At 56.2% G+C, this 26,969-nt stretch carries 16 protein-coding genes; 9 read left to right on the plus strand and 7 right to left on the minus strand.

What is annotated here, in order from left to right; genetic code table 11:
* Positions 1–958: 958 nt before the first annotated feature.
* Together QYQ93_RS14185 and QYQ93_RS14190 are read right to left on the minus strand one after the other, a co-directional pair.
* Positions 959–1,138, minus strand: a complete 180-nt coding sequence (locus QYQ93_RS14185) for a hypothetical protein (protein WP_338474827.1) — start codon at positions 1,136–1,138, stop codon at positions 959–961.
* Between the two features lie 100 nt (positions 1,139–1,238).
* Complete coding sequence (locus QYQ93_RS14190; RefSeq protein WP_156858411.1) at positions 1,239–2,207, minus strand: toll/interleukin-1 receptor domain-containing protein; 969 nt, start codon at positions 2,205–2,207, stop codon at positions 1,239–1,241.
* A 532-nt stretch (positions 2,208–2,739) separates the two neighbouring features.
* On the opposite strand from QYQ93_RS14190, the gene QYQ93_RS14195 reads away from it, so the two are divergent.
* Positions 2,740–2,937, plus strand: coding sequence for a hypothetical protein (locus QYQ93_RS14195; protein WP_338474828.1), 198 nt, complete (start codon positions 2,740–2,742; stop codon positions 2,935–2,937).
* A 593-nt stretch (positions 2,938–3,530) separates the two neighbouring features.
* Here the strand turns inward: QYQ93_RS14195 and QYQ93_RS14200 are convergent.
* The 5 genes from QYQ93_RS14200 to hxsD all read right to left on the minus strand — a co-directional run bounded on the left by QYQ93_RS14200 (position 3,531) and on the right by hxsD (position 9,247).
* Entirely contained in the window at positions 3,531–5,306 is a 1,776-nt protein-coding gene (locus tag QYQ93_RS14200; protein WP_338474829.1) for an SIR2 family protein, read from the minus strand.
* A 317-nt stretch (positions 5,307–5,623) separates the two neighbouring features.
* Positions 5,624–6,232 carry a His-Xaa-Ser repeat protein HxsA gene (gene hxsA / locus QYQ93_RS14205; protein WP_338474830.1) on the minus strand — a complete coding sequence of 203 codons (609 nt, stop codon included), beginning with the start codon at positions 6,230–6,232 and terminating at the stop codon, positions 5,624–5,626.
* The gene (hxsC, locus tag QYQ93_RS14210) at positions 6,229–7,464 is read right to left on the minus strand and encodes a His-Xaa-Ser system radical SAM maturase HxsC (RefSeq protein ID WP_228309855.1); all 1,236 of its coding nucleotides are present in this window, start codon (positions 7,462–7,464) and stop codon (positions 6,229–6,231) included. Before hxsC ends, hxsA begins: the two co-directional genes overlap by 4 nt.
* Positions 7,464–8,951, minus strand: coding sequence for a His-Xaa-Ser system radical SAM maturase HxsB (gene hxsB, locus QYQ93_RS14215; RefSeq protein WP_338474831.1), 1,488 nt, complete (start codon positions 8,949–8,951; stop codon positions 7,464–7,466). Before hxsB ends, hxsC begins: the two co-directional genes overlap by 1 nt.
* On the minus strand, positions 8,948–9,247 hold the full coding sequence (gene hxsD, locus QYQ93_RS14220) for a His-Xaa-Ser system protein HxsD (protein ID WP_338477260.1): 300 nt from the start codon (positions 9,245–9,247) through the stop codon (positions 8,948–8,950). The genes hxsB and hxsD overlap by 4 nt, the downstream gene beginning before the upstream one ends.
* A 457-nt stretch (positions 9,248–9,704) precedes the next feature.
* Here hxsD and QYQ93_RS14225 point away from each other — a divergent pair, with 457 nt between their 5' ends.
* The 8 genes from QYQ93_RS14225 (at position 9,705) to QYQ93_RS14255 (ending at position 26,896) form a co-directional block, all read left to right on the plus strand.
* Positions 9,705–10,787 carry a WYL domain-containing protein gene (locus QYQ93_RS14225; protein ID WP_338474832.1) on the plus strand — a complete coding sequence of 361 codons (1,083 nt, stop codon included), beginning with the start codon at positions 9,705–9,707 and terminating at the stop codon, positions 10,785–10,787.
* Positions 10,780–12,195 (plus strand): hypothetical protein, encoded by a 1,416-nt coding sequence (locus QYQ93_RS14230; RefSeq protein ID WP_338474833.1) that lies wholly within the window; start codon positions 10,780–10,782, stop codon positions 12,193–12,195. Before QYQ93_RS14225 ends, QYQ93_RS14230 begins: the two co-directional genes overlap by 8 nt.
* A gap of 10 nt (positions 12,196–12,205) precedes the next feature.
* Complete coding sequence (locus QYQ93_RS14235; RefSeq protein ID WP_338474834.1) at positions 12,206–15,412, plus strand: hypothetical protein; 3,207 nt, start codon at positions 12,206–12,208, stop codon at positions 15,410–15,412.
* A gap of 371 nt (positions 15,413–15,783) precedes the next feature.
* On the plus strand, positions 15,784–17,253 hold the full coding sequence (locus QYQ93_RS14240; protein WP_338474835.1) for a DUF262 domain-containing protein: 1,470 nt from the start codon (positions 15,784–15,786) through the stop codon (positions 17,251–17,253).
* Positions 17,253–19,217 (plus strand): DUF262 domain-containing HNH endonuclease family protein, encoded by a 1,965-nt coding sequence (locus tag QYQ93_RS14245; protein ID WP_338474836.1) that lies wholly within the window; start codon positions 17,253–17,255, stop codon positions 19,215–19,217. The genes QYQ93_RS14240 and QYQ93_RS14245 overlap by 1 nt, the downstream gene beginning before the upstream one ends.
* 265 nt (positions 19,218–19,482) lie before the next feature.
* Positions 19,483–19,854, plus strand: coding sequence for a YwqJ-related putative deaminase (locus QYQ93_RS28585; RefSeq protein WP_422394022.1), 372 nt, complete (start codon positions 19,483–19,485; stop codon positions 19,852–19,854).
* A complete protein-coding gene (locus tag QYQ93_RS14250) occupies positions 19,847–20,332 on the plus strand; it encodes a hypothetical protein (RefSeq protein WP_338474837.1) in 486 nt (161 codons plus the stop codon). The genes QYQ93_RS28585 and QYQ93_RS14250 overlap by 8 nt, the downstream gene beginning before the upstream one ends.
* A gap of 468 nt (positions 20,333–20,800) precedes the next feature.
* Positions 20,801–26,896, plus strand: coding sequence for a hypothetical protein (locus tag QYQ93_RS14255; protein WP_338474838.1), 6,096 nt, complete (start codon positions 20,801–20,803; stop codon positions 26,894–26,896).
* The last annotated feature ends 73 nt before the right edge of the window (positions 26,897–26,969 follow it).

Here is a 26,969-nt window from a genome sequence, read left to right on the forward strand (position 1 = left end):
TACCCAGGCGGCTATTCCTGTGGGACGTTCGGTGAAACGCTGGTGCGACACGCCGTTCGAGCATCCGTGGTTGCCGATAGTGGCGGATTATTTCCAACGCTTGATCGAATTTGCCGGATCCCTCCTGCAGGGTATGGGGGCTACGGGGTGGCGTAGGGCGCCCTGATGCAGTGTCCTGCTGGCCTTTGGCATCTTTGGACACGACCACGTGCCGCTGTCGTCTCGGCCGATTGATGGTGCGCTACCATCATTGTCGATCACACGACTCCTCACTTCTTCTCGTATGGAGGTTCAGCTATTAACTGAGGTCATCGACTAGCGCTCACGGCGGCTGGGAACGGCGCAGGGGAGACTTTTCGAGGACGGAACTGTTGGGCCTCAGGCTGGGGGCATCCTTTTCAAACCATCCAAAGCATGCCCTCAGATGTGCCCCCAATGTAGCAATCCACTGGAAGTGAATGGATCTCCATGGTCTATGAAAAGGCAAAAATGATCAGCTAAACAGCCTGCCCGACGAAACCTAAAGACTCTCAGGGTCGCCAAAAAACATTTTGACTTGGCTCTAGGGCAGTAGTTACAGCCTGAAAAAATAGAATTGTGCCCCCAGTTTTGCCCCCATTTGCACCGGGTGTGCGAGTGATCGCGAATGGCGATTTCTGAAGCGGGGTGGGGTGGACGTGACTGGTATTCAGTGCGCCTCCGTATACTGGATGACCAACCAGAATCCGGCAAATCCCTGGTGGTTCGATGAGTCGATATGCGAACTACTTAGCCCACCGAGATGAGACATATGGTGTGACGTCTCTGTCTTCTACCGCCTGAAGCTTGAAGTACTGCCCTTTGGCTTTCAGCGTATGGATGATGCGACATTGGGCATAAGCGGTGCCGTATGAGGTGCTCGGGCCTTGGATGTTGAGTACCAATTCCCCTCCGTAGCTTCGCTCGTACCTCAATTCTCTCAAGGCTCCCGCCGCTTCACCTTTGCCTCGGCGATCTCGATCACGAATTCCCTTAAGGCCGATTGGTCGGTGCCTGGTAGCTCTGCGGAAAACTTGACCTGGCGTTGGCTTTGAAAGCCTCCGCCACTGGCCGAGCCTATTCGGTTAAATGTGATGTGGGCGAGCAGGACTACTTCCATGGTCTGAACCTTCTATGTGAGTCTTACTTCTTTGTCGTAGGGGGCAGCGTCAAGGCCAAGTGCCCCCCTGGGTTCTTTCTAATTCGCACCCAACAATGATTTACCGATTGCGTTGTAGCGGTGCGATGAGAAGGCCCCAAAGCGTCTCGGCGCCGCCTTCTTGGGAAAGCTTCTGGTCTTGCCGAGTCTGGAACGCCATGCCGAAGGTCTTCAGGTACATGGATTGGTCGTCCGTATTTACGGTGAGCGCCTCGTTGTACGAGCCGCCGCCAAACGAGTCTCCATGGCTGTAGTAGATACCGGCGCCCATCTGGCCGCCGGTGAACACTGCCGCTTTTGCAACGTCGTGGCCGTCCTTGTAGATATTCGCAGAAAAGCGATTTGCGTCTATCCGACGGAACACCCCTTCATACCCTGAGTTGCGCGCTTGGAGCTCCAGCAACGAGTTCTCAAAATAACGGGCGATGTACTCGAAGCTGTCGAGCAAGAAGCGGTCTTTGTCTAGTTGGGTGAAGCTCTTAGCCATTCGAAGGTTACTCGACCTAGGGCCAGCCGGGGCGATAAGGGAGGGCGCTGAACCTCCATTGAAATCGTTGCGTTCGGCTCGCGGAGCAGTGTTCGGTTGGCCACGGCTGCGTCGCTCGGCGGCCTTCCGAACCTCCTTTGCAACCTGCAAGAATGCTTCGTCCCGATCAGGCCAAAGGGTCACTGGCTTACCATCTTGGGGCGTACCAAGCAGCTTGCCGAAGGGGGCATGATGCCAATCGCATGGGCGAAGAATCACAGGAATGACAGTCGCTTCTTTAGCGGCATGGCGCTCCATCGCGCGAGCCATCTCGATGTTGTAGCAATAGTCGGAAGCGATGAAATCCGGGCTTACCAGCAACAGGATAATTTCGTCGCTGTTGATGTGATCATCAATGGCAGCATCGATCTCTTGGCCTGCTCCGATTCTGCGGTCGTGCCAGGTCTCAATGACGCCTTGGCGCTTGAGCATCGAAAGCTGCTTTTCCAACTGGTCGCGCAGCGCCTCGTCAGCATGGCAATAAGAAAAGAACACGTTCGGCAAAAGGGTCACTCCTACTCGGATAGGTGCGATGTCGATCTTACGGGCAGCTTGGCTGCGAAGTACAGACGTGGGCTGGCTTGACTGCTGATTGGATGCCCTTCAGTTGAACCTGTCAGCCAAAAAACAACGGTGCTCGAGTCGTAACATGGTGGTAGATCATTTGGGCTCGCTCGTAATGAATGATGTGCTTGCCGTGAGGCGTTGGCCACACGAACTGACGGATCTCAAGTGGCGCAAATGTAAAGGAAGGTGGAAGGCCTAGGCGTCTCTTAACCGCGCCGTCAGCACTGTTGCATTGCTCGCAGATGATGGCGGGAGCAAATGTGGTGATCCGATGAGGTTCTCCAAGAAGCGGTTTTCGTACGTAAAGGTCGATTCCATGGTCATGGTGAGTATGGAGACCTACAGCCCAGCCTTCTCGCCTATGCGGTTTGTTCGGGTAAAGCATCGTCCAACGTAGCAATTGGTATCGTGTCCGTTCGCAGCACGGGCATCGCCAATGATCATCAAGCTTCGCCCATAGCAGGTGGCAATGGGCGCCATCAAAGCTCAGGTATTCCTCCCTGCTAGGAATGCGCCGGAGCAGATTGCTATTCAGCGTTTTCTCTCTGTTAGCATTCTTGATTTTGGTACCGTCGCAGGCCAAACAGTAGCCATTGTCCGAAAACTCGGGTTTGCAGGGACAGAGGTTTTTGGTCATCAGAGCTTCTCAGGTCTGTCGTTGGGTTAACTCCCGTGATGACCGCGCGCCAGGCATTTGTGCCGGAGTTGCTGGCAGCCACCATCATTTGTAGCTGCTAACGGTATGCGGGTCTCTGAGGGTCTCATCTGTCCACGCAAGGCCAATGCAGAACTTCAGGGTCAAGGAGGCGTAGCTGATCAATGCATGTACTCCTCCTGCACTCACATCATCAACTGCTAGGTAGCACCATACAAGCAGATCTCCAATCATCGCCCCCAACGCAGCCCTACAGGCAGTCAGCAAGCTACCTCCTTCGTTGATGAAGAACGTGTGCACTTCCCGCGACCTCCCAATGAGATGAAAGGATCGAAACGTCACCCTAAGCGTGAAGATGCTGGCGATAGCGAATGCTATGAGCAGGTACACGTAGTAAGCCATGAGCTCGGGGGTCAGTAGCGCGGTCGCCAAAACGCTCACCTCTTCTGGTGAGGTGGTCAGGAGTGGCAGTGACCCGATGAAGAACGCATAAATCACCCTCCCTTGATGCTCGCTGCCAGAATCCAAACTTGTCCTAGGTTTTCAGCAGCAAACGCATGTACCCCATTTGAATCGTATTTGCATTAATTGGAATGCGTGATGCGTCAGTACTTGGACAGCCGCTTCAGTCCTTCAAGCATTTGCTCCAGGTAGCTTTGCGACCCAAGTGCGAACCCTGCTGCCAGCAGCGGGGCCCTGTACTCTTCGGTCGCATATTCGTGAGCGAAGCGGTTGATGGTCTCTGAATGCCAGGAAAGCCGGCCCAATGCGATTCTCTTGAAATCGTGGTTTTTCACCGCATCCGCGAGCGATTCTTCACTGACTCCGCGTTGCTCGCAGAAGAACAGGAAACTGAAAAACTCAAACCGTTCGTAAAGCAGCCCGTGATCCTGCAGACCTGCGATGTCAGGCGCCCACCGAGACGCAAGACGGTCATGGAGTCGGTTGCACAAGGGGGTAAGAGCTCTACTTTGGTCTTCGAAGCTCCTCCATAATTCAAGCAGGCCATTGGCTCCCTCAACGTAGAACGGTGATAGATCAACTCCCACAGGGAAAGGCATTTCGCGCCGGTTGATAAGGGTCGTGTTGAACAGCTCGTTTAGCTCGCTCAGGCGATTGGCCCGCACAAGTCCCATGCCATACGCATAGGTAACAAGTGCTATCGGGTAACTCTTCAATGCAAGTCCAGCTACCCAGCCTGACTGCTCGACTTGAGACGCAGCGTGCAGGCCCTTGATCGCATCCAAAACGATCGAATGCTCAACACCTGCACCCCATCGCCCTAACACTGCACAAAGGCGTGCTAGTGGCTCGATGGCCGCTTCGTATATCTCAACCAGATCGATAAAGTCCTTGGACGTGCTGCCCTGAGGTCGTTCTGTGAAGAGAGGAGCCAGATGGCTGATCGCTTGATGAGCCTGGCTTGTCACTAAATCATCGAGCTGAATCCTGTGTTCGGGTCTGGCCATAAAGCGTTTGGCCATAGCGAGAGTCAGCTCGATGCCGGCTGGGTTCTGCAGGCGGGATTGCTGGATGGTTTCCAGTTTGAGGTTCAGCCCATCGAAGAAGGTGTCGGCATCCAGGCCCGTCACGACGTTGGCGCGCCGCTGAGTGATGAGCTCTTGGCCACGCTCGCTCAATTTTCCTCGCGAAAGCCAGTAGGTCGGGTAGCGACGGGAGGGCGCCCTCAAAAACGCCGCCCTCAGCGCATGATCCCACTCACCTGACCAGCCCGCGACGATCAGCCCAAACTCATCGATGATGCGGTCAAGCAGCGTATTGAACGCTGGCGGATACTTGCCCAGCTCCCCATCGGTATTGAGGATCCTGGCATCCTTGTAATCACCATGGATCTTCAGGATGTAGCAGGACGCATGAGTGAGTGGCTCCGCTCCTCCGAGGGTGTCTTCTGAGCTGACGACAGTTGGCTCAACGCCGACATCGCGAAGTGCATTTTCCATGAGCCGGTCGAAGTTCGTCGTGATGATCACGCGCACATAACCCGCTTTGACCATCGCAGCGATCGCTCGATGTGCGGGGGTAGGCAGTTTAAGGCCATCCTCTAACTCGTCTTCGCTAGGTTCCAGAAAGCCTTGAATGATCGCTCGCCGCTCAGTCTGGGTTGTCGCCAGGCGTTCGAGCAACGTGGAGTAATTGGGCTGCTCTCCTGTTTGACCTACGTACCACGCGAGCCAATCTTCCTGTTCGCCGGCACCAGACGCTATGCCCCATCGTTTCACCAGCTCCATGGTGATTTCCCAGCCGGTCGGTATTCCCGCCGAGCGTGATACCCCCGAGCCAAGAAGCACTGCGTAGACGCCTTTGTTTTCAAACATTGAAAACGCGATTTGGGCTGTTGAATCACTGATGGCAGCAGTCATGCACATTCCTAAATTTCAGCGGGGAGGTGAGGTTTCTGCGCGAGCATCGGCTTATCTAAGAGTAGTCAGATCCGTGTCGGCCGGTGGCAGCGACGGTGGCTGGTGACGACTTGCTGCATCTCCAGCCAATCGACCTATTTGCGGTGCAAGATAAGCCCATGATTGTCGGCGCTGATGCGATTTTGACCCAGGTTGCTGATTTTGACTGACCCACACGCTGCCTCCGAAATCACCCGCAAGGTAATCATTTCTTGAGTACTCGGGTGGGTCAATGAGTTCCGGTAGCCGGCGTCAAAAATCGCATCAGCGCCAACAACTTATGGAATCTTGATACCCAATGCATTCAGCGATGCCGTATCCATCCGGCCATTCACGGTCAGCCCACTGTCCATCTGAAAGGCCATCAACGCACCACGTGTTGCTTTGCCCATCACCCCATCAATGGCGCCTTGGTAATACTGGCGCACCATCAGCGCGGTCTGCACACGGGTGACCAGGTTGCTTTTCTGCTCATTGGTCGCGCGGCTCTTAGAAGTGCTCGAACTTGTCCCGCTGGTAGTGCCAGACGACTGATAAAGGCTGTTGCTGCTTGGAGGACTGCTCGAAGCACTCGGCGCGCTGTAGCTTCGGGTGCTGGTAGCGGGTGGGCTGTAGTAGCGAGGTGCGCTATAGCCACCCGAGCCGCTGTAGTGAGAACTGTGCGAACTGTGGGACCGGTGAGAACTGTGCGAGCGATGTGCCGCATAGATGTTGACGGTGTTTGGCGCATTGAGCGTATTGGCAAATACCGGGGGCTGTAGCTTGTCGGGGGGTTGCCAGTTCGCATCCGCGAGCGACAGATGGCCCGCCTGTGCCAGGGTGGTACTTGCCATTGGCAGCAGGCTGATCCCACTGATGAGGACTTTCCAGCGATCGAGCAATTTCACTGTGCACTCCTTGCATAGGCGCTAAAGGCCTCGGTCGATAGTAGTTGTACGCCGCGGCTCTGCCAGCGGTCGGTGTGGGATTTGAAGAAGCCAGAGCAATGTTTGACGGCAGCGCATTGCTGGCAGGTATCGATGAACAGGTTCTTCCAGTCCGAGATGCTCTGGCGGGCGAAACGCGAGAGGTGGGCCGGGATCAGGCACAGGGGCAAGTTGTAGATCGAAACCGGCACTCCGCGGTTGAACAGGAAATACACGGCCTGGCTCAACGACTCCTGATAGTCCAGCGGGTCAATCCACAGTTCTTCATAGTGCTTCCTGGCCAGGCCGGTACTCTCGATACCCATCAGCGCAACATGCCGCACGAAGGGCAGGTTCCTGAACACGTAGTGGGCAAGTTCTGGCAAGCGTGGCGTGGTCAGGCGATTGAGCACCACGCGTATCTCGATGATCTGGTTGGCACGCGCCAGGTTGTAAAGACCTTGCAGGGTTTCGCTAAACGCGCCGGGAGCCTGCACCACATGATCATGGTCTTCGGCATTGTCGGCATACAGCGGAATACCCCAGCTCAACTGAGGGTGGTCGATAGTAGAGAGTGCTTGGATCCAGCTCGGATCTTTGAACAGGCGCCCATTGCTGAGCACATGAATGGATTTCTGCGGCAAAACGGCTTTGCACTTGGCCAGAGTTTCGAGTAGGCCGTCGCGATAGAGTGTTGGCTCGCCGCCGCTGATGCCCAAGTTTTCCTCGCCCGGGTCCATCAGGTCGATCAGCCGAAGGTTTTCCTCGATGTGCCAACGGTCATCGATATCTTTGGGCGGCTGCGAGCACATCAGGCAGAGGCTGTTGCAACGATCGGTCATGAACAGCAGGTTGCTGTCCGAGCCTCGTCGATACAGCACTCGCACCAAAGCGTTGCCTGGTGTGATGGCAATGACATCGCCGGGCTGCACGACATCCGCATCTTTGGGTGTGTGCAGGTGTAGCCGCTCGCTGTCGAAGTCGCCAATCAATGGCTCTGGGGTCAGGAATCCACCCACGGGCAATGAAAGCAGGTTCGGGCTCCGTAGCCGTTCTTGGTTTGGCAGCCAAAGCAGCAGCTCACCGACCTCAGCGTTTCCGGCACATACAGCCAGGCCTTGTTCGATAAACTCATCCAGGGTGATGACTTTGAGCAGCTTTGGCTCATTCAGGTGATGGATTTCGAAATGGGTGTCTTTGCGCAGCATCGCCATCAGCCCCTGTAACCCGGGAACCGAACATCGCTGTAGGAGCGCCTGTTCAACCAGGACAACAGCACCCTCTGCGCGTTGTCGTCGCCATCGCGAAGCAGACCGAATAAATGCTTCAGCAGTCCCATGTTTTTCTTGCAGAAGCTGCTGAACACCCGGTGTCCGATTGGGTCGCCTTGGCGCGCATAGTGTTCGATGGGGTCTGCGCCGCAGTAGGGGACCAGTGCGCAGTCCGAGCAGCCCGGCAGTGCCTCCGCAACACCACTGGCAAGCAATGCCTCCATGACGGGCGATGCCAGTAGTTCAGACAAGTGTTGCTGTACGGTGCCGAGCCTCAAGCCATCTTCACCCATCTCCAGCAACATTCGGGCTTCGTCCGAGGGATAGACATAACCGTCATAGTTGTAAACCAACGCCGCAGTGCCTGCGCCAGCAGGGGAGCGAAGGTCCACATAGCCGGAGGAGAAGGGCGTGAGGATGTTCTTCAGCAGCAGGCTCGTGTAACTCTCCGACAGGTACACGCCCTGCTGGTTGATACGCAGCAAATAGTCCAGTGCCTTCTTGTAGAAGGCCAGGTATCGCTCAATCGGATAATCAAGTCGATGGGCACTCTTGGTGGCAAACCCATAAGGGCTCAGAGGCCGAAGCGAGATGCTGGAGAAGCCCTGGCTTACATACTCATCGATGATCGCTTCAGGTTGTTCGAGGCTTCTTGAAGTCAGCGTGGTCAGCGCGGAAACTGCATCATGGCCAAGGCGCTCACGGACCCACTGGATGCCTTTTACAGTGCGTTCGTAGGAGTCTCGTGACGGGGTAGGGCGGTTGGCATTGTGCAAGGGCGCGGGCCCATCGAGCGAGGTCGAAAACTGGATGCGATTTTGTTCTGCGAAGTCGAGTATTTCCTCCGTCAGGTGGTGCAGCGTGGTGGTGATGACGAACTGGATATCCCGTTGTTCGACCACGTTCCGTTCAACGACCCATTCGACAATCTGGCGGACGCGCTCGAAGGCCAGAAGCGGCTCGCCACCCTGAAACTCCACAGTCAGGGCGGGAGCATTCGATTCGAACAGGCGATCGACCGCCGCCTGTGCATCCGCTTCCGACAGGTCGTGGCCGGATCCTCCCAGAGGGGCCCGCGACACCTGGCAGTACTGGCAGGTGTGGTTGCAGCGCAATGTAACCACGAACAAGTGCAGTGCAGGGCCCTGGAAGATGAAGTCCTTGCGGCTGCGATACTGCGCGGCCATTTCTGGGAACGGGTCGTGGCGGCCGGGTTCGTAGATGAAGTGGCGGGCCAGCAGGTCCTTGTAAAAAGGCGTACTTGCTTGAACGTCGAAGTAACTGAGGGCTCGTAATTGCGCGTCGTTCACGTGCATGTACTCACCGGTATCGGAGGTGAGTAGGATGTCACGGTCATGTCCCGTGTTCATGCGCATGAATCGAAAAGGCAGCAAGCGGTAGTGCTTGGCGTCTGTCGCAATCAGTGTCACTGCGAAACCCCACATCCAGCGAGCGCGGCTCGGGCCAGGACTTCGCGCAACCCTGCTGTTTCGCGGTTGATATGGTCGCGTAGGGCGAAGTCGTTCAGATGCTGAAGGATCAGCGAGTGAGCCTGCTCCGGGGAAAGTACTGGCCTTGCTTCAGCGGCGTGGGCGGTGAGACTTATCTGATTGGCTTCAATACCGACCTGGATCGTGACAGTGTCGGCCAGGGAATAAGCGGCGCGTTGCACCACGCTGAGCGGGTAGGCTGCGCTGTCGAGTTTCAGCGTGACTGGCCATGTCATCGGAACCGCTCCTTCAAATCCGTTGGGAACGTATGGATATTGCCGTTTTACGAGGCATTGTGCCATCATAATTTTTGCATTTGCTCCTGCCAGGCTCTCGGTGTTGTTGTACATGATCGCCTACCGCCGTTGCCTGGCCACCCCCGGCGACACGGTTTGTCGCCCGACACTGGAAGATGGGGTCAAACGCCACCGAGACCCTCATCATGAAAAACCTGTTCGCTTTCATTGGACTGTGCGTAGCGCTTAAAAAGGGCTACGAGCTCTACACCGAATACACCGAGCTCAAGCGCGAGCAACGCCAGCGGGCAGACTCCTGACGTGCCTGCCGTAATGGCTGGAGGATGATTTCGGGGTGGAACCATCGCGCAGTTATGGCAGAATGCCATGCTGCTGAATTGGATCCACTGCAATACCCGACTGCTGTAGCGGTCGCTAAGAGTACAAGGAAGTCTTGATGTCCCAGGCTAAAGACACACTGCTCAGGCTGTTTGCCTTGTTGCGCCTTATCCCTACCGAACCGCAGCGTCTCGCCACCACGACCTTGCTGGAAAAGCTGTGTGACAAGGGCTTTTCGGTGACGCTGCGCTCGATCCAGCGCGATCTTAACCGGCTGTCCATTCCGTTCTCGCTGCAGTGCAACGACAGCGAGGTGCCGTTCCGCTGGAGCTTCACCAAGAACGCGCCGTTGGAGCTGCAGGACATGGACGCCTCGACGGCGCTTGCCCTGTACCTGTCGGAAAGCTACCTGAACACCTTGCTACCGCAGACCGTGCTGGACCAGCTCGGCCCGCAGTTCCGCCGGGCCCGCAACTTCCTCGGTAACCTTGGCCACAACGGCCTGGCCGACTGGTCGCGACGGGTGCGTGCGGTGCCTAATGGCAAGACTCTGATCCCGGCCGCCATCGCTCCGAGAACCTGGACCCAGGTGTCCCAGGCCCTGCTCGAGCGTCGACCGCTCGACGTGGCCTACCGCAGCCGCAGCAAGTGCGAACTCAAGCTGTTTCGCCTGCACCCGGCGGGCTTGGTTTCGCGGCACTCCATCAGTTACCTGCTGGCCTCGGTAGATGGTTACGACGACGTGCGCCAGTTCGCCTTGCACCGCATGCAGCAGGTCGCGGTGGTCGACGCCCCGTCGCCGTTGCATGGCCAGTTCGATGTCGACGACTACATCGCCACCGGAATCTTCAGCCACCGCCAGGCCGAGACTCAAGTGGAACTGATCGCCGATGTCAGCGCGCAGATCGCCGTGCTGCTCGAAGAAACCCCGCTCAGTGCGCAACAGTCCCTGGAGGTCATTCCCGGACAGGCGTGGAAGCGCCTGCGCGCCTGGGTGCCCCAGGATCGCGACACCCTGTGGTGGATCTTTGGCCTTAACGACAACATTCGTGTCCACGCGCCACAGGCCTGGGTCGACGAGATCGTCCAGCGCCTGCACAGCATGCACACGCTTTACCGGATGCCTGGCCTCGACGGCCGGCAACCTCTTTCAGCGGACACCGCTATCCAGGAAAACAGCCTGAGGAATACCCATGGATAAAGAACGCCAACGCGCGCTTGAACAGTCCGTCAGCCTGTGCCCGATCTGGACCGTGCAAGCCGCGGACAAGGCCGGGCGCATGCTTGCGGAAATCGGCCAGGCCAACGGCATCCTCGCCAAGGTCTCGTCCACCGCGCAAAACGCCGCGATCAAGGGCGGCTTCGCGGCGGAGACTTGGCACGCCGAGTCATTCAATCTCGACGCGATCCTGAAGGACAAGGACGTGCGCGCCTTCACCGACAACTTCTCCAACACGCCGCTGGGCCGCAACGACATGACCCACGACATTGTGGTCATGCGCGGTGACGACCAGTTGGTGGGCGCGCAGCTTAAGTACTTCAAGAATGCCGAAGCGACGCAGAAGGCGTTTCGTTCCACCAAGGACGGCGTGCACGCCTACGAACATAGCGACCTATTCCTCGGCCCCTCGGACCAGATCGAAGGTGTGCGTCTCTCGGCTGAGCGCGACGTCCTGAGGAACCAGCAGACCCGGCCGGAGGTGTCCCGGGCTGCGGAAAAGGTCCGGGACAACACCAGCGGGCAACTGAACGTCGATGGCGTGCAATCCACTTCCTTGAGCAAGCGCGAGGCCGAGCACCTGGGCACCGCGAGCAAGACCGGCCAGGAGCTACACGACGACCTGCAAACCGGCTACCTGAACAAGGCGACGGTGCAGCAAAGCCTGCGCGCCGCTGGCTCGGCGGCGGTCATCACCACGGTGATCGCCGGCAGCATTAACACCTTCCAGTACATCAAGCAGTTCAAGGACGGCCAGATCACGGCAGAACAAGCCACCCTTCGCATCCTTGAGAACACGGTTATAGCCGCTGGCGACAGTGCCCTCAAGGCCGGTGTAGCCAACGCCAGCGTGAGTATCGCCGCGCGTTCGATGCCTGGCCTGTTCACGGGCACTCTGTTCCAACGCAGCCTGGCCAACGGCGGCGTCGCCGGTGCGGCGGTGTGTGCGGTCGACCTGGTGCAGTGCCTGGTGCTGTTCTCGGCCGGCAAGATGAGCGCGCAGGAAATGGAAACCCGCACCGGCAAGAACCTGTTCCATACCGGCGCAGGCGTGGTCGGCGCGTCGGTCGGTGCCACTGTGGGGGCCATCGGCGGCCCGCCCGGGGCGCTGGTGGGTAGTCTGATTGGCGGCCTGATCACCACCCTCGCGATGAACATCGCCCTGGATAACCACATCGAGAAAGAGTTCCAGCTCACTCTCGCCAGCACCGAGCAGGTGGTGGGCAGCGCCATGGGCATGCATCAAACGCTAGAGTTTCTGCAGGTTTCCCAGCAGTTCTATGCCGACTTTCACAAGGGCCTGTACCTGTCCGAGCGCCACTTCGCCGGGCAGACCCGGACCCTGGCAGGGCAAAGCAAACGACTGAAACACCAGATTGAAAACCTTTAAGGCCAATGAAATGACCGATACCACTGTTGAGGTACCGCAAGAGATCTTCGAACAGCCACTCGAAGACGCAGACGCTCGAGCGATCGAAGCTCTGGTGAGCCAGCACAAGGGCAATGCCGCCCTGACCCAGCAGTTGGCCCTCGACGCCTCGCGGGTCCTGGCGTCCAGCCAGGAACGCTTGGCCAGGCAGACCGGGGCGGGGTTTTTCAAGCGCCTGGGCAACAAGGTCAGCGGCAAGACTAGCCAGGACCAGTTGCACAACCAGGTCGACATGCTGCAGATGCAGAAATTCGCCTGGCACTACCTCAAGCAATTGCAGCAGCAAAACCTGATCAATGCCCAGAGCATCGCGGTGATCCGCAACAACCTGGGGACGATGAACGAATACATCATCGAGACCCGGGAATTCCTCTCGCAGGCGGTCGACAAGATCAACAGTCGCCTGGTGCAGGTCGAGAACCACGCCAGTTTCACCAACTGGTCGCTGCACATCGAAGCCAACAAGCGTCGCTTCAAGTCGATCCCGCGCAACCTGCTGGTGCTGCATCTCACCTATGACTTCATACGCAGCCACCACAATGTGGTGCTGACCTCGCGGGACGTCAACCATCTGGTCGTCACCCTCGACAAGCTGGGGATCGACTGCGACGAAGATGTCCGCCTGCTGGACTTCATTATGGAGCTGATCGAGGGAATCGAGCTTGCCGGCATCGATCGCTTCCGCGAAATGATAGCGCTGGGCTTCGACGAGCATGTGGTGGATTCGCACTTTATCCAGAAGAACATCTCGGGCATCGGTTTCAATGCGCTGTATTTCTTGTCCGATCAGTACGAGCGCATCGTCAGCCTCATTGATGACGAAGAGATCTGCCGCAGCGACGAAGACCGCGAGAAAATTATCTCGAAGTTGTTCGGCGAGGAGTTCTCCGGGCTGTCGACCACCTATGGCATCCGAGACCTGATCGGCGAGGTGATCGGCGGCAGCGCATTGGCCATCGACATCTACAAGGACGTCAACGGGCTCAACATAATCGAGGAGGACGAGGAGCAGGAGCACCAAGAGGGCGAGCCGCTGTCGCTGACCTCGGAGTTGCCGGAGATCAAGGTGCACAGCTTCTTCGACACTACACCCGACGAAGAACCCCGGCGCACCTACCTGCGCCTGTTCGCCCTGGCCATCGAGGGTTCCGCAACGCTGAACAAAGCAGGTGTGGAGTTCCTCGAACACCTGGCGGAAAAGTCCGGTTGTCCGGACATCGTCGGGCAGATCGGCCAGATCGCCGACAGTCCGCGCAAGCTGCAGGACTACCTGCCAATCATGCAGGCGCTGCTCAACGAGGATGACCGCACCTACACCTGGCTGCTGGATGCCTTTTTCCTGCTGACCCTGTGCGGCCGGAAAATCGAGAACCCGTACGTGGCGCGGATTCTCGCGACCCTCAAGCCGGCGCAGTTTCGCGACAACTTCCCACACCTGCAGACGCTGCTCCGGGAGACCGAGGAAAAGCCGTTGCTCGACGCCGCCGCGAAACTGGCCGCACAGACCCGTGGCTGGAAAAACATCGTTCGTTACCGCGTCCTGAGCTTCGAGCAGACCTACGAGGATATCGGCAAGAAGCTGCACACCGCCAGTTGGGCCGCGACGACCCTGAGCTTCGACCTGATTGCGGTCAGTAGCAAGGCATCGGACCATTCGTTCTACATGGAATCGTTCGATGATGGCTTCTTGGCCAAGGTCAGTTCGGCGGTCACAGCGTCCGCCTGCTCGGTAGGCCGCGGCCTGGCGCTGTCGAGCCTCAACACCATGCGCAAGAAGGCCAGTGAGCTGATTTCAGAACACAGCGGAGCCCTGAATTCGGCCAACGGCATGATTAGACGCATGAATCTGCCGCCGATCAACTTCGACAGCGAACTGAGCTACAGCGACTTCGACCTGGACAACTCTGCCTCGAACGACGACTGGCATGAACAGTTCTGCCGTTACGAAAGACAGGTCGACAGTACCCTGAGCGCCTTCTCTGAAGCGTGTTCCGCTGCGGATCGCCAGATCGACCTGTTCAAGGCTGGTGAATTCGACAGATCTGTTGTGGAGATTGAAGCGCAGGAGCGTGCCGCCCGCGAACTGACCCGGCAGCAGGAGCGGCTGGAGAAGTCGGCCGTCGTGGTCGAGATCGAGGGGCGCGCGCACCGCTTCAGCATCGAATGGCAAAACGTCGACAATCCACCCTGTGATCCGGAAAACATCCGCCAGATCAAGACCAACGGTAAGGTCTGGCTGCTGGTCGACGACGATGGCGTGTTCCATCGCAGCGAAGACGGTCTGCACTGGCAGGTCGTGCGGCCCGATCCGCAGGAAGAGAAGCTACACGGCAAAACGTTGTCCGTCGTCGACGGGGTGTGGATCCTTATCGCGGCTTACGGCGATAGTTTCCACTTCTCCCATGATGGCTTGACCTGGCAGCGCAGCCAGGCGCCGGAGTTGCCCGACAGCTATGGCTATTCGGCGACCGAGGACGTCGTGCACTTCAGCGGCCAATGGCTCTGGCGCTTCACCGAGCGAGCCGAATACTCGTATGTCGAGAAGGGCATCATCTTCGACTCCACTAGGACGTCCACCTACTACAAGCCGTTGATCTACTGTGCCGAGCGCCTCGATGGCCCCTGGACCCGCTGGGATGGCACGCCGAACCTGCCCGAGGGGGTGGAGGCGAAGAGCATGCGCTCGCTGCCGGGCTTGCCGTGCCTCCTGCTGTTCTGCAGCTATAGCTACTCGTACGTCCGGGACAGGAAGAAGAACGACGCCAAGTCGTTCGTCAATTACTACCTGCCTGGCAAGAGTGGGCGCACCTGCACCTGGGACAGCGACAAGGACGACTTCGACAATCCGCTGATTACCCGCATGAGCGGCAAGTTGATGTGCGTCTGCTGGGACCAGTATCTAACTTCGGCCAAGGGTTACGACTGGAAACTCCAGACGCAGGAATTGCGCGTCGACAGCGTCTTCCACCTGGAGCGCCTGAGCCTGTTCACCAGAGCCAACGACGCACAGCGCATCTACCTGAGCGAGGACGGCGAAGCATTTAAGGAGTTCATGCTCGAAGAGGGGCGCTGGCGGTATCTGGCGGCGAAGGACCATGCCGTGTTGAGCGTCTATGAACTCAACGCCCATGAAACCTTCCTGCGCATCGGGCGCATCGTCTGCGAACCGGTGGGGTGAAGGGGGGGCGTCGTCGATGCCCCGCTTCTTGAATCACTCTAGGGCTGGCGGGCTTCTGCACTGATCATTGCAGCGAACTGAGGTCGTGGGAGCGGGCGTTGCCCACGATGGCTCCCGCAGGGACTAATGTTTTTCAGCCGCGCTCAGTTTTTATGCACCGGTAGGAACGCGGTAAGAACGCGTTGTTCAGTTTGATCATAGATCGTAGTGCGAGGGCAACGGCATTCAATCGTGCTCTGGCCAAGGTGGAGAAGAAAAAAGAGTCTATTTCTACGCGTGGCTAGGTGACTGCACGCATTTGATAAAGCGAGGGGGCGCTTGCAGGACTGACTACAGTTAGCCGCCATCGAGCACATTACAGGGATCGTCATATGAACCAAGCCGTGAACGAACGGCAGTTTGCCCATCTGTCGCTTGCCGTGGAGGGCATAACCGTTGCTTCCACAAGCCTGGAAAACGTATTCAGCGCCAGGAAGATTCTGTCCAGCGACGGCAGCTATATTTTTGGCAACCTGAGTTTGCCTGAATATCAACGACCCTATCGCTGGAGCGAAGAGCAACTGGGACGGCTGCTCGATGATTTGCGGGATTTCTTCGGCACGGATGCACCGGGCCACGACTTCTACCTCGGCAGCATCATCTTGCACCAGCAAGGTGGCGACGGCCGTGAGCGTGGGATTCTGAATATTATCGACGGCCAACAGCGAATCACCAGTCTGACGCTGCTCTATTGCCTGCAGAAGGGCGACAAGGGCGCACCGGTGTTGAAGTTCAACTCACCAGAAAGCTATCGGCGTATCCAACAGAATTATCGGTGGTTAGAGCAGCAAAAATTGCCGCGGATAGACTTCTCGCGCATCAACGTGACCCTGGTCGTGACGCGCCGAGAAGACGATGCCTACCGCTTTTTCGAAACACAGAACACCTCTGGGGTTCGTTTGGGCGGCGCAGACATCATCAAGGCTTATCATTTGCGCAGCGTGCTTGAGGCTACGCAGAATGATTTTGCCCGGACCTGGGAGCGCCTCGGCGACCTCAAGTCTCTGGTCGCAACACTGATGAAGTCCCGGCATTGGCAAAGCCTGCGCTGGCGAAATGTTGCCAGTGATCGTGACCCGCTGCTCGAGCGCAAGCAGATCGTCACTGAGCTCGCCGAGCGAACGCTGTCGAATACCGCCGATATTGCCTATCGGCCCTTGCAGGTGCACCGCGATGCCTGGGGTAAGGAGATGCATAGCGTCCAGCCGGGGTACGCAATGCGACAGCCCCTGGGCTCTGGGGTTAACACGATGCGTTACGTCGCCTACTTCCATGGCCTTTATCAGACGTTGTTCGACGTCGGTGAAGCACCACCTAAAGGCTCGTTCGCCTACTACTACAAACGCTTGTCCAAGGATGCGTGCGGCAGCGTGTTCCTGAGCAGGGCATTCGAATGCGCTTTGCTGATGTATGCCAGTCAGTTCGGTACCGCGCGGCTGCTCGAAATCAGCCTGTGGATGTTCCGGGTGACCTTTTCGATGCGCCTGATCAGAGAGGTCAGCGTACGTGAAGACGGCGTTCAAGCACACATCAGAGACAATCCGCTGATGGACTGGATCGCCAGCAGCCATAGCGAAGATGAGCTATTGGAGTACTTGCGTAGCTATAAATACACTCCAACCGGGGCGGGACTCGATAAACACAGTATCAAGAAGCGCTTCGTAGAGTCGGTTTCCATCACGCTTCACTTGAACCTGCCGTGGCCGAACCCGATCCGTGTCGCCGCTGCATACGATGCCGAGCTGTGTGCCGCCATCAAACGGATCAGCCTTGCTGACATTGCCCGCCAAGGAGGCAAATGATGAGTGCTCAAGTCCGGTCCTATGTACAGACGGCAGCTACGCTATGTGAGCAAGGTATATCGCTGACTATTCCCTGCTATCAACGCCCGTATGTTTGGCCCAGCAGCGACGTAGATGATCTGCTGGAGCAGATCATCCTGGCGAGCGAGCGTGATGCCGACGATCAACCCGCTCAAGCGCACTATTTTTTCGGCACTGTGCTGACCAGCGAAGTGATTCCGGGTTCGACTTCTGATGCTGCCATCGTCTACGAACTCATTGATGGCCAGCAACGAATGACGACACTGATGGTGCTGGCGCTTGCTCTCTGTTCGTTGACGCCATCTTCGCCGCTGCGGTCGCTGGTGGTCCTAGGCAATGCTCCGAGACTTACCTTCAATATTCGTGAAGAAGTCCAGTCTCGGTTGAGCGCATGGGCGGGCTTGACGGCGGACATTGAGCCGGATGAAAAAGAGGTTTCGAATCCTTACCTCATACACTTGAGCGCTGCCCGAAAAGTAGCCTGCGACAGATTCAAGAGGTTGCAGGCCAAGGGCGGCGAGCAAGCCCTTGAGCGCGTCGGTGATTACCTGTTCAACCACGTGACCTGGGTCAACAATGTCATGCCCGCGGGCATGGACCTGAACAAGCTGTTCGCGACGCTGAACACCAGCGGTCTCCAGCTTGAGCAGACAGATATCCTCAAGGCTCGCTTGATGAAACGTATCAAGCAGAACCGTGCTACTTACGAAGGCATCTGGCAGGCCTGCGAAGATATGGGGAACTACTTCGAGAAAAACCTGCGCGATGTCTTCGCGGGTACCCATTGGGGCGCTCTGAGGTTCAACGATCTTGCGGATCATTCCTTCGACCATTTTACCCTTGAGCGCCCTGCAGACGGCTACCCAAAAGGCCGCACGATCAGCGAAATACGTTCGATGAAAGTGAAGGGCGAGGCGGTTGAAGTGCCGCGCGAGAAGGATGAGGCTCGCTATCAGTCGGTCGTCAGCTTTGGCTTGTTGCTGATGCATGCCTTTCGAATTTATCGGCACACTCAGGACAGGCGTGATATCGGCTCACGGCTTAACGACAGCAATCTCAATGAGTGTTTCTCCGGCTTTATCGAAACGGCCACTGCGGCGCAAGCCAAGGAGTTCATGGAATGCCTCTGGAACGTGCGATTTCAGTTTGACCGCTGGGTCGTCAAGTGGGTGCGCCTGGGTGAAGAAGATGAACGCACCTTGCGCCTGAGCACCATCAACAATCGAAGCAAAGGCAATGGCCCCGATTGGCGCACAGTCACTCAGGATACTTCCGACTTGAGCCAACTGCAGAGCATGCGTTACCTCACGGGTGAGCGCAGTGCTCAGTATTGGCTGACACCGTTTCTGGGCAGGCTGGTCGACTCGCCGGATATGACGGAGCATCAAGTGCTGGCGTTGCTCGAACAGATCGATAACCAGCTCTCGCTCACCGAAATGACCCAGAAGGAAGCGAGCTATCGGCTGTTGTCCAGTGACACCGCCGAGCCGGTGCCCATCGCAACGACAGTGGCTTATCTCAAAAAGCCCAATGGCACGAGTTTCGAGCACTACTGGTTCCAGAAACTGGAGTACATTCTGTGGCGTGAACGCAGCACCTTCAACTGGCTTGACCTTGAAAAGCTGCACCTGTACAGGATTACGTCGAAGAACTCGGTCGAACATGTGCATCCGCAAAACGAAGAGTTCCGCAGGACATTACCTGACGACTTGCTACACGGATTCGGCAATCTGGTACTGCTCAGCCCGGGTGAAAATTCCTTGTACAGCAACCTGGCGGTACTCAAGAAGCAAGCGGCATTCCGCGCCAAGCCGAAGTACGACTCCTTGAAACTTGCGCACATGTTCCATGTGCTTGGCAAAGACGACAACTGGGGTCAGGAGCAAATCGACAAGCATGCGAAAGCGATGCTCTTACTCATCGAAGCACACTACGACAGATGATGGTTATACCGTAGAGATGGATCCTGTCGTCTACGGGCGCGGACACGTCGATTGTTGTAACTTGGGGCACTGGTAATGACACTTGCGCCCCAGGTTCTCCGGCGCCTACATAAATATCAGGGCGAATTCGACAACCGGTACGTAACACTAAGGCGCTGGTGACCGGATTGAATTTCGCCGCACCTATTACAAATTTGTCCCTAAGCCCTTTGGAAGGGGTGAATGACTATCCATATACAGTTATCAGAAAAGTAGGTATTTCCCTATGAACGTTACGGTTGACGCTCTCATACGTGTTGCAAATGCAGAAAAAAGTAAAGGAAGGGTGTCAGGCGCTGCTTCGGAGTTAAATGTAAGAAATAGAAGATTTTTTGGGGTGAGTTCATTCAAGCACTCAGTGCATCAGGTGGTTCAGGCTGCGCTAAGTAGGGTTCCATCTGGTTCGAGGGAGCCTTGGCACGGCTGGTGTGCGGAAGTATCTTGCCTGAGCCAGTCCTTTGACGTCTTTGTTGATCCTGACGGTGGAACTATTCGGACGGTCAATATTGGAGAATCAGGAAAGGGGCACGGCAAACCCAAAAAAACTTGTAGGTCGTGTGATGTCGTGCTCAAGGATCTAGGAGTTAACCATGCTTAACGAAAACAAGATTAATTTATATTTTAAGATGCTGTCGAAGGGTAAGTCAGACATTGCCTCTAGAAACACAATGAAATTCATGTGCCGTGGATTCAAGTTGGCGCTAGGCCAGAACGAGGTGGATGCTTCGGTTCCTATAACCGCGGCATTCGATAAAGCTTATAGATATTGGGTAGACCAGGTTGGCCGTGCGGAAGAGCTGAAGTCCGCCAGGATAGCCTGCTGGGATTTTTTGGAGGGGAAAGGGCGAGGTTTTCATATCGAAGACAAAGAAGACGCTATTACCAGGGCGGTACTTTGTCTTTTACATCCTGCTGAAATTGCAGACAATGAATTTAGGCAGCAGTGTTTTGAATGGTTTTTCCAGATGGTAAACAGGGTGGAGGACTTTCAACCCTTGTTTGACCACGTATTTAATGAAATGAAAAAAGAGTTGTCGCGTAAAAATAAGGCAGATCGCGACGGTTTTGCTCCCTGACGACAGACCGACTGCGAATCAGCTTCCTCAATGATCCATTGAGGATGAGTTGGTTTTCGAGAAAAATTCGGCTCGTCGTGACAATTCTCTGGGAAGTAGATTGATTTCTATGGTCTGTAAAAAGCCAGAAGTGATCAGCTTAACAGCCTACCCGACGACGCCTAGAGACTCTCAGGGTCGCCAAAAAACATTTTGACAGGTCTCTAGAACGGTGGTTTCAGCCTGAAATAAACGAATTGTGCCCCCAGTTTTGCCCCCATCCACATCGGGTGCGCGAGCGATCGCGAATGGTGATTCTGGCGTACTCCAATATGGCAGTGGCTGGTATTCAGTGCGTCTCCGTATACTGGATGAGCAATATCGTCACTAAAGGCAGTTCGCAAATAGAACCAGGAAGCCATCAGTAGCTTAATATATGTAGCCAGTGGAGGAGGGCCCTAGTGCCGGGCTTTAAAAGGAGCGGGAGTTTTGATTACGACACACATGGGCTCCTTGAGCGCCGCTCATAGGGGCTATGCCTACCAAGATTTGGTAACCGCATATTTGCTGGTTCGAGCACTTGTTCATCAGCATGAAGCGGTCACGGTGGATCGTAAAACTGTCGAGGATGACCGTTTCGACGATCTTGAGGTGACGGCCAATGGAACCAGGATCCGTCGTCAGCTCAAATCCAGCTTGAACCCAGACCTTGCGCTTCGGCTTCAAGATTTCACAGGTCACACATCCTCTCTTCGATTTGACCGCCTGGTTCAGACGTTCACTCATGCAGGCATCGACGCAGCTGATGAGTACAGGCTCTGCGCAACCTGGCAAGCCCCCGTCATCGCCGACGCTTTTTCCGCACTTTTTGAAGAATCAGACGACGTTGGCACGTTTGCAGGATTTACTACAAAACGGTATCGCATTGTCTCAGCTCGATTATGGCCAGATACCGGTGCCCCCAAATTCTCGGTACTTTGCCCTTCCAAGGACGGCCCAGCACCGCTTACCCGAGATCAGGTTGTCGCTTTCTGCGAGCGCTTTGTCATCGAGCTTGCCTTGCCCTCGGCAACGCTTGATCTCTATAGCCCAGGCCCGTTGGAGGGTTTGCTACTCGACTTATTGATAAAGGATGTTGGAATAGGGCGATACCCCAACGCCGAAAGACGGCCTGAGGATGTTGCAGCATCAGCCATTCACATCGCCACCAACGCGCGCATTCAAGGCGAGAAACTGACCCCTGCTGATGTGGCAAGCCGTTTGAAGCTGCGCACAGATTTTGGGCGAGTGCTCCAACAGTTCCCGATTGATAATTCTGTGTTACAGCTGCGCCCCCACGTTCGCGACAATCTGATTGAAGCGGTGCTGCAGGGGGGCGTTCATTTAATTCTTGCTGGTCCAGGATCAGGTAAGTCTTGGGAGTTGACGCAGCTCGCCGACTTTTTGCGAAATCGTGGTGTTGTCGTAGCGCAGCATTATTGCTTTCTTGCCCCTGGAGACGGCTTGGCTGAGAAGCGGGTCAGCACCAACATCCTATTTGCAAATCTTATGGGCGACATCCAGGATTGGTTGAGCGACCAACAGGCCACATCCGCTCGGCAAGCCTTCGCGGCAGGAGCTGATGTTCTGGAAGAAAGCCTGCAGCAGGTCGTAGAAAGCGGTTCCCAAGTCGTCATTATTGTCGACGGTCTGGATCACATTGCGCGAGTGCGCAGTACCTCTCAAAGCTTAAACGATAATGAAACGGATATCGTGGAGCGCTTATCGACGCTCGCTTTACCCGAAGGTGTATCGCTTGTCATTGGCTCTCAACCGGGCGAACATCTTAATCCCCTCCGACATCGTTTCAAGGAATCACTGCACCAGCACACCCTTCAAGCGTGGCAACGCGAAGAGATATTTTCTCTGTGTGATAAGCACGGCGTTCCACAAGCATTTGAAGACGTCGCCATTAACGATCCAGGTGAACAAGACGAGTTACTCACCTTGCTGGCGTCGAAGGCCCAGGGAAACCCGCTCTACACCCGCTATTTATCGGTCGGCCTCGTTGATGGGTTAAAGAGTGGGCGTATCCAAGGGCCTCATGAATGGCTATCGTCAGCGCCAGCTCTGGACGGTGATATTACCCGTTACTACCGACACCTGAACCTGACCGCCAGCCGCAGCACTGTCCCGGTGGCCAACATCCTCGGCGTTCTTGACTTCTCTGTGACCGAGGCAGAGCTGCAAGAAATTGTCGGGAGCTTGATGCAAGACTATGTTCCGGAAGCGCTGGCCATGTTGTCCCCCATCCTTTCCCGCGCCACAGGTCAAGGCGGTGTACGGATATTTCATGAGAGCTTCAGACGCTTCATTCTTGACGAGTTACAAGCCGCAGGCAAAAGCGTTGGCAATATCCTGAATCCGGTCATCGCCTGGCTAGAATCCAAGGACTTTTTTCAGGACGCTCGCTCATACCGCTTTTTGCTTCCGTCTTTGCGCCGGGTGGGGCGGGACGGTGAAATTCTGGAGCGGGTCTCTGCCACCTTCGCGCGTGACAGTCTCGTTCATGGACACTCTCGAACGTCTATTGAGGATGGCGTTTCGCTTGCAGCGGACATTGCGGCAAGCAGCGGAAACTGGCCAGTGTTGCTCAGGTGCTCTGAGATCTTCCGCTCACTCGACATGTGCTTTGATGAAGGTACAAATCGCTGGCATCCGTATTGGATCACCTATCAGGCGTTACATGGGCCGCGCGCTCTCGCACAACGCATGCTTTTCGATGGGGAACCAACTCTGGATGTAACTCAAGGATTGCTCGCGTGTGAGGCGGTCGAGGCGCAAGGCGCAGTAGCTCCTTGGGCGGAATACCTTGAGTTGTGGTTTGACGACCAGCGCAGCAGTCGCTCTGATCACTTCGATCCTGAGGCTGATCTATATGAGGAAGAGAAGGTTTACCTGACGTCGCTGCGTGGACAACTGCGCTTAGGGCATACGTTTGGTGTCGCCCGAGAGGTTTGTGATCAGTTGTATTTCGAGGAAGAACTCAAATTCATCTTCGTACGTAGGCTTTCCAGCATGCTCTCTCACGAGCTAGCTATGTCTTCCGTAGAACGTCTCGCTGGGCGAGTGCGCATTCAGCCTGATCAGCGATTCGGCTTAAGTGATGAGCGCGCGTGTGCGACTTGGTTGGGGCTGTCGGACGCTGCATGGGAGGCGAGCAACCTTGTGGCGGCGGCAGATTACGCCAACAACGCGCTGCGTCACGCCAGAGGCGCAGAGCAGGCTGTATGGTGTCTGGAGCGAGGGGCTTCAATTGAAGATGCCCAGCCATTCTTGGTCGAGACAGATACGCTCGACATCGCTCTGGGCGACGATGGTTACCTACACAGTACCCAGCCAGTTCGTGACTGGGTCGCAACCATACGCCTACTTGCCTTAATCGGGAACTTACAAACCCTGGACGCAGAGCGGCATCGTGTTGATGGGGAAGGCTGGTACCGTTGCTGGCTGCGTTTCGTGATAGCAAGCGCAGGAGCTGAAGCTGCAGCTACCCAAAACAGACCATACGACTCCAGTGCCGTCTTCGCTGAGTTGCTCAGGGATGTCCGTCCGTTCGTGGGATCACCTCGGGCATGTGACCTGTATCGGATCCATTCAGTTATAGCCGAGAGTCTGGCCCGAGCCCTGAGTCTTCCCAGAACGCTGGAGGAGTGGGAGTACGCCATTTCGTCCATATCAGAGACCCGTCTGGGCACGGCTACCCAGATGGACAGGGAAGATGGAGGACCCATTTCGACTAGTACTTTTTTCTCGATACTGATTCCGTACGCTAAACATGAATCAGTATCGCAGTTGGTAGTCGACGCACTAGATCGCGTGCTCGTAGTCGAGGAGAGCGACGGTGGTACTTACTACAGCAATCATGCTGAGTTTTCCATGCGGGTGGCACAGGCGTTAGCGGCTGCAGGACGACCTAATGCGGCTGCCCATTATTGGCGGCGCTCATGTGGGTATCTACTCGGGTATGGTTTTCACAAAGATACCGCCCTGTTTGACCTGATCGGGAGCGTGGGCGCCTTGGGTCGTGGTACACCCGCCGCGGCGCTTGATGGCCTGATCAAGTTGCAGCCGCTCGTGCGAGCAGTGATGAACCATACGGACGGCAGAGAGACACGCCATGCGCCGAACGCTTGGTTCAGTGCACTCATGGCTGTTGACCCGGTACGCGGTATTCGGCTTTTAGCATCGACATTGGCACGTGAGCGTGGGGGTGAATCCTGGATCATGGTGGCCGCCCTGACCAGCACATTAACGACCCTTGCCGAAACGGCGGATCCGCTCTTGCTCGATGGGGTTTGGAGCTCAATGTTTTTCGAGGTTGATCACGATGGTGCCGGCAGTAAGCGTGTCATGGAGCGCCTCAGAGCTCTCGAACGGCTTCTCCCGAGCCACCTGTCCTACGTCCAGGAGCGATTCACACAACTATGTGCAGAAGTATTAGATGACGCGACGCGGTATCGGATCGATGCCGTTGAGCGACTCCTGACATTTGCATCAGAACATGCGCTTAAAGCTCCAGCAGTTCTGCGCGATTACCGTCATCCCACGCCGGTAGTACGGAGTGAAAGCAGATTCCGTGAGAACGACACCGCAGGTGAGGAGCTTCGTCCTGCATTTCCTCTGGCGCGTAGCTATGTTGATGTGCTGTCTACGCTACGCAGACTAGGCGAGGCGAAAATCTCGGATTCCGAAGTCGACGGGGTCGTGACCCTACCTTTGGCTTATATCATTAGCGAAATGGTCGATGCAGGCGACGAATTGGCAGCCCAGCGACTGATCCACTTTTACGTACACGATTCGGGATATTGGTTCTGGGATCGTTACCAGGCTATTAAAGGCTTGGCCGAGGCGCTTGATAACGCTGGTCATGTACAACTTGCCGCCACTACCTACGTGCTTGCCTACAGTTTTGCAAAAGGCGGTGGTGGCTGGCATAACGTCGGCGACCGTAAGCACGCAGCTTCGGTAGGCAGGGCGCTTGAGCTTGATTCTGCTCAAGCTCGGCAGGTGCTGGCAGATGAGACGGCCCGTAAGCTACGGTCTGGCAATGTTCATGGCGTGACACAACATTTAGTTGAGCTGCTTGCTGAATGGGAGGCTCCAGACATCGCAGCACGGGCATGGGCCGAGGCCTTCAATGTGATGGAGCTTCGTTTGCCTCTGCCGGGACGCTACCTTGGATTTGAAAAACTTGAGACAGACGATTGCGACTGGTCAGTGGAAGAGGCCCTGATTGGCCTGCTTCTGAGTCGCCTAGGCAATCCAGTTTTACCACGCAAAGTGCTGATCTTGAGTGCCATAGCACGTCTGCTACGCGATCGAACTCATCTGTTCTCTCGTCCGTTGAGCCACTGGCTATTGGCCGATACCTCAGTGTCCTCGTTGCATCTAGTGCTTCGCGTGTTGATTGAGTCCCAGGTGGACCTCTCGAGCCTCATTGTTGATGTCACCCCCGAACTTACGCTATGCGCCAAGTCCGACTCATGGGCAGTGGCGAGCATGGCTCAAGCACTTCTAGCCAGTATAGGTGTGACAGTTGCAGATCGACCTGAACCGACGATGTCGTGTACTCCGGTCGCCCGTCAACCGTTGCGGATGATTGCCGCCCTTGAGCAGTACGAAGTGATGGAATTTCTGGCGCAGTTCTGGCCTGATCTGGCATACATCATCGAGGCGCGTCTGAACAATATCGCGTGGGGCGATTCTATTCCGGGCCGCGATCGATGGCAGCTCAGGGCCGGCGGCGATGGCGGCGCCCGCCTTCCAGCCCAAGTTTTGCTGTGGCAAATGGAAATCTATCTATCCATTCTTGATTCTATGCTCGTTAGCCTTCCGCGTCCTGTAGAGCTGCCTGAAGGCTTCGAGTCAGAGTTGGTCGAGGAGATGCTTCGCTACATCCTGCCAAATATCCCTGCGCACTTGATGGCTGTCGCCAGCAGGACGCCGCGTCCTAAATGGGACGCCAGCGCAAGCAATGGTCTCAACCCGATCGTCACAGTCGCCGACGATGATCCTGAGTACAGTGGTTGGATTCGACTTGGTTTTTATGAGGTTGAACATCCTCAAAGCTCGCGGACTGAATCGGGGCGGCAGCGAGTGATCACCCGCATGGGGGGGATTGTCGCAGTGCATCCTGATGATAGTGTCCCGCCCAATGCGTTCCCTTTCAACAAAGGTCATACCGAGGATTGGCTGATCGTTGCTGGCAGTCCGGATGAGATAATGGACGAGCGTGGTCCTTGGTTAGTAAGCCTGAGCCCAATTGATGACTGGCTGGGAAGGACTTCATTACTAGTCCCTCCGGCAAGCCTTCAGATGTTTGCTGATCTGCACCATTGCGCATACGCAAACTCCATGAAGTGGATGGATGCTGCTGGAAACCTCGCGGTGGTTCAACGGACATGGCGAGTGCATAGCGATCAGATTTCGATTCAGGACTCGTACCAGATAGAGGGCCGTGACGTACTCATGCGACCGGATCTAAAACCCATACTTCACCAAGCGTATGGGCCTTGGTTAATGGAATTGAGCCAGGTCATGTGACCTTTGTTGTGAGCGGTAACAGACAACCCAGGCTGTGTGAAAATGCACTGAATACGTCGAAAGTCGGAACGAC

It is taken from the genome of Pseudomonas khavaziana, from assembly GCF_036704165.1.
Lineage (GTDB): Bacteria > Pseudomonadota > Gammaproteobacteria > Pseudomonadales > Pseudomonadaceae > Aquipseudomonas > Aquipseudomonas khavaziana.

What these genes read in the sequence shown, in the direction of transcription:
- QYQ93_RS14185 (WP_338474827.1), bottom strand. Translation starts at nt 1,138, where the DNA reads ATGGAAGTAGTCCTGCTCGCCCACATCACATTTAACCGAATAGGCTCG.
- QYQ93_RS14195 (WP_338474828.1), top strand. Translation starts at nt 2,740, where the DNA reads ATGGGCGCCATCAAAGCTCAGGTATTCCTCCCTGCTAGGAATGCGCCG.
- QYQ93_RS14200 (WP_338474829.1), bottom strand. Translation starts at nt 5,306, where the DNA reads ATGACTGCTGCCATCAGTGATTCAACAGCCCAAATCGCGTTTTCAATG.
- hxsC (WP_228309855.1), bottom strand. Translation starts at nt 7,464, where the DNA reads ATGGCGATGCTGCGCAAAGACACCCATTTCGAAATCCATCACCTGAAT.
- hxsD (WP_338477260.1), bottom strand. Translation starts at nt 9,247, where the DNA reads ATGACATGGCCAGTCACGCTGAAACTCGACAGCGCAGCCTACCCGCTC.
- QYQ93_RS14225 (WP_338474832.1), top strand. Translation starts at nt 9,705, where the DNA reads ATGTCCCAGGCTAAAGACACACTGCTCAGGCTGTTTGCCTTGTTGCGC.
- QYQ93_RS14230 (WP_338474833.1), top strand. Translation starts at nt 10,780, where the DNA reads ATGGATAAAGAACGCCAACGCGCGCTTGAACAGTCCGTCAGCCTGTGC.
- QYQ93_RS14235 (WP_338474834.1), top strand. Translation starts at nt 12,206, where the DNA reads ATGACCGATACCACTGTTGAGGTACCGCAAGAGATCTTCGAACAGCCA.
- QYQ93_RS14240 (WP_338474835.1), top strand. Translation starts at nt 15,784, where the DNA reads ATGAACCAAGCCGTGAACGAACGGCAGTTTGCCCATCTGTCGCTTGCC.
- QYQ93_RS14245 (WP_338474836.1), top strand. Translation starts at nt 17,253, where the DNA reads ATGAGTGCTCAAGTCCGGTCCTATGTACAGACGGCAGCTACGCTATGT.
- QYQ93_RS28585 (WP_422394022.1), top strand. Translation starts at nt 19,483, where the DNA reads ATGAACGTTACGGTTGACGCTCTCATACGTGTTGCAAATGCAGAAAAA.
- QYQ93_RS14250 (WP_338474837.1), top strand. Translation starts at nt 19,847, where the DNA reads ATGCTTAACGAAAACAAGATTAATTTATATTTTAAGATGCTGTCGAAG.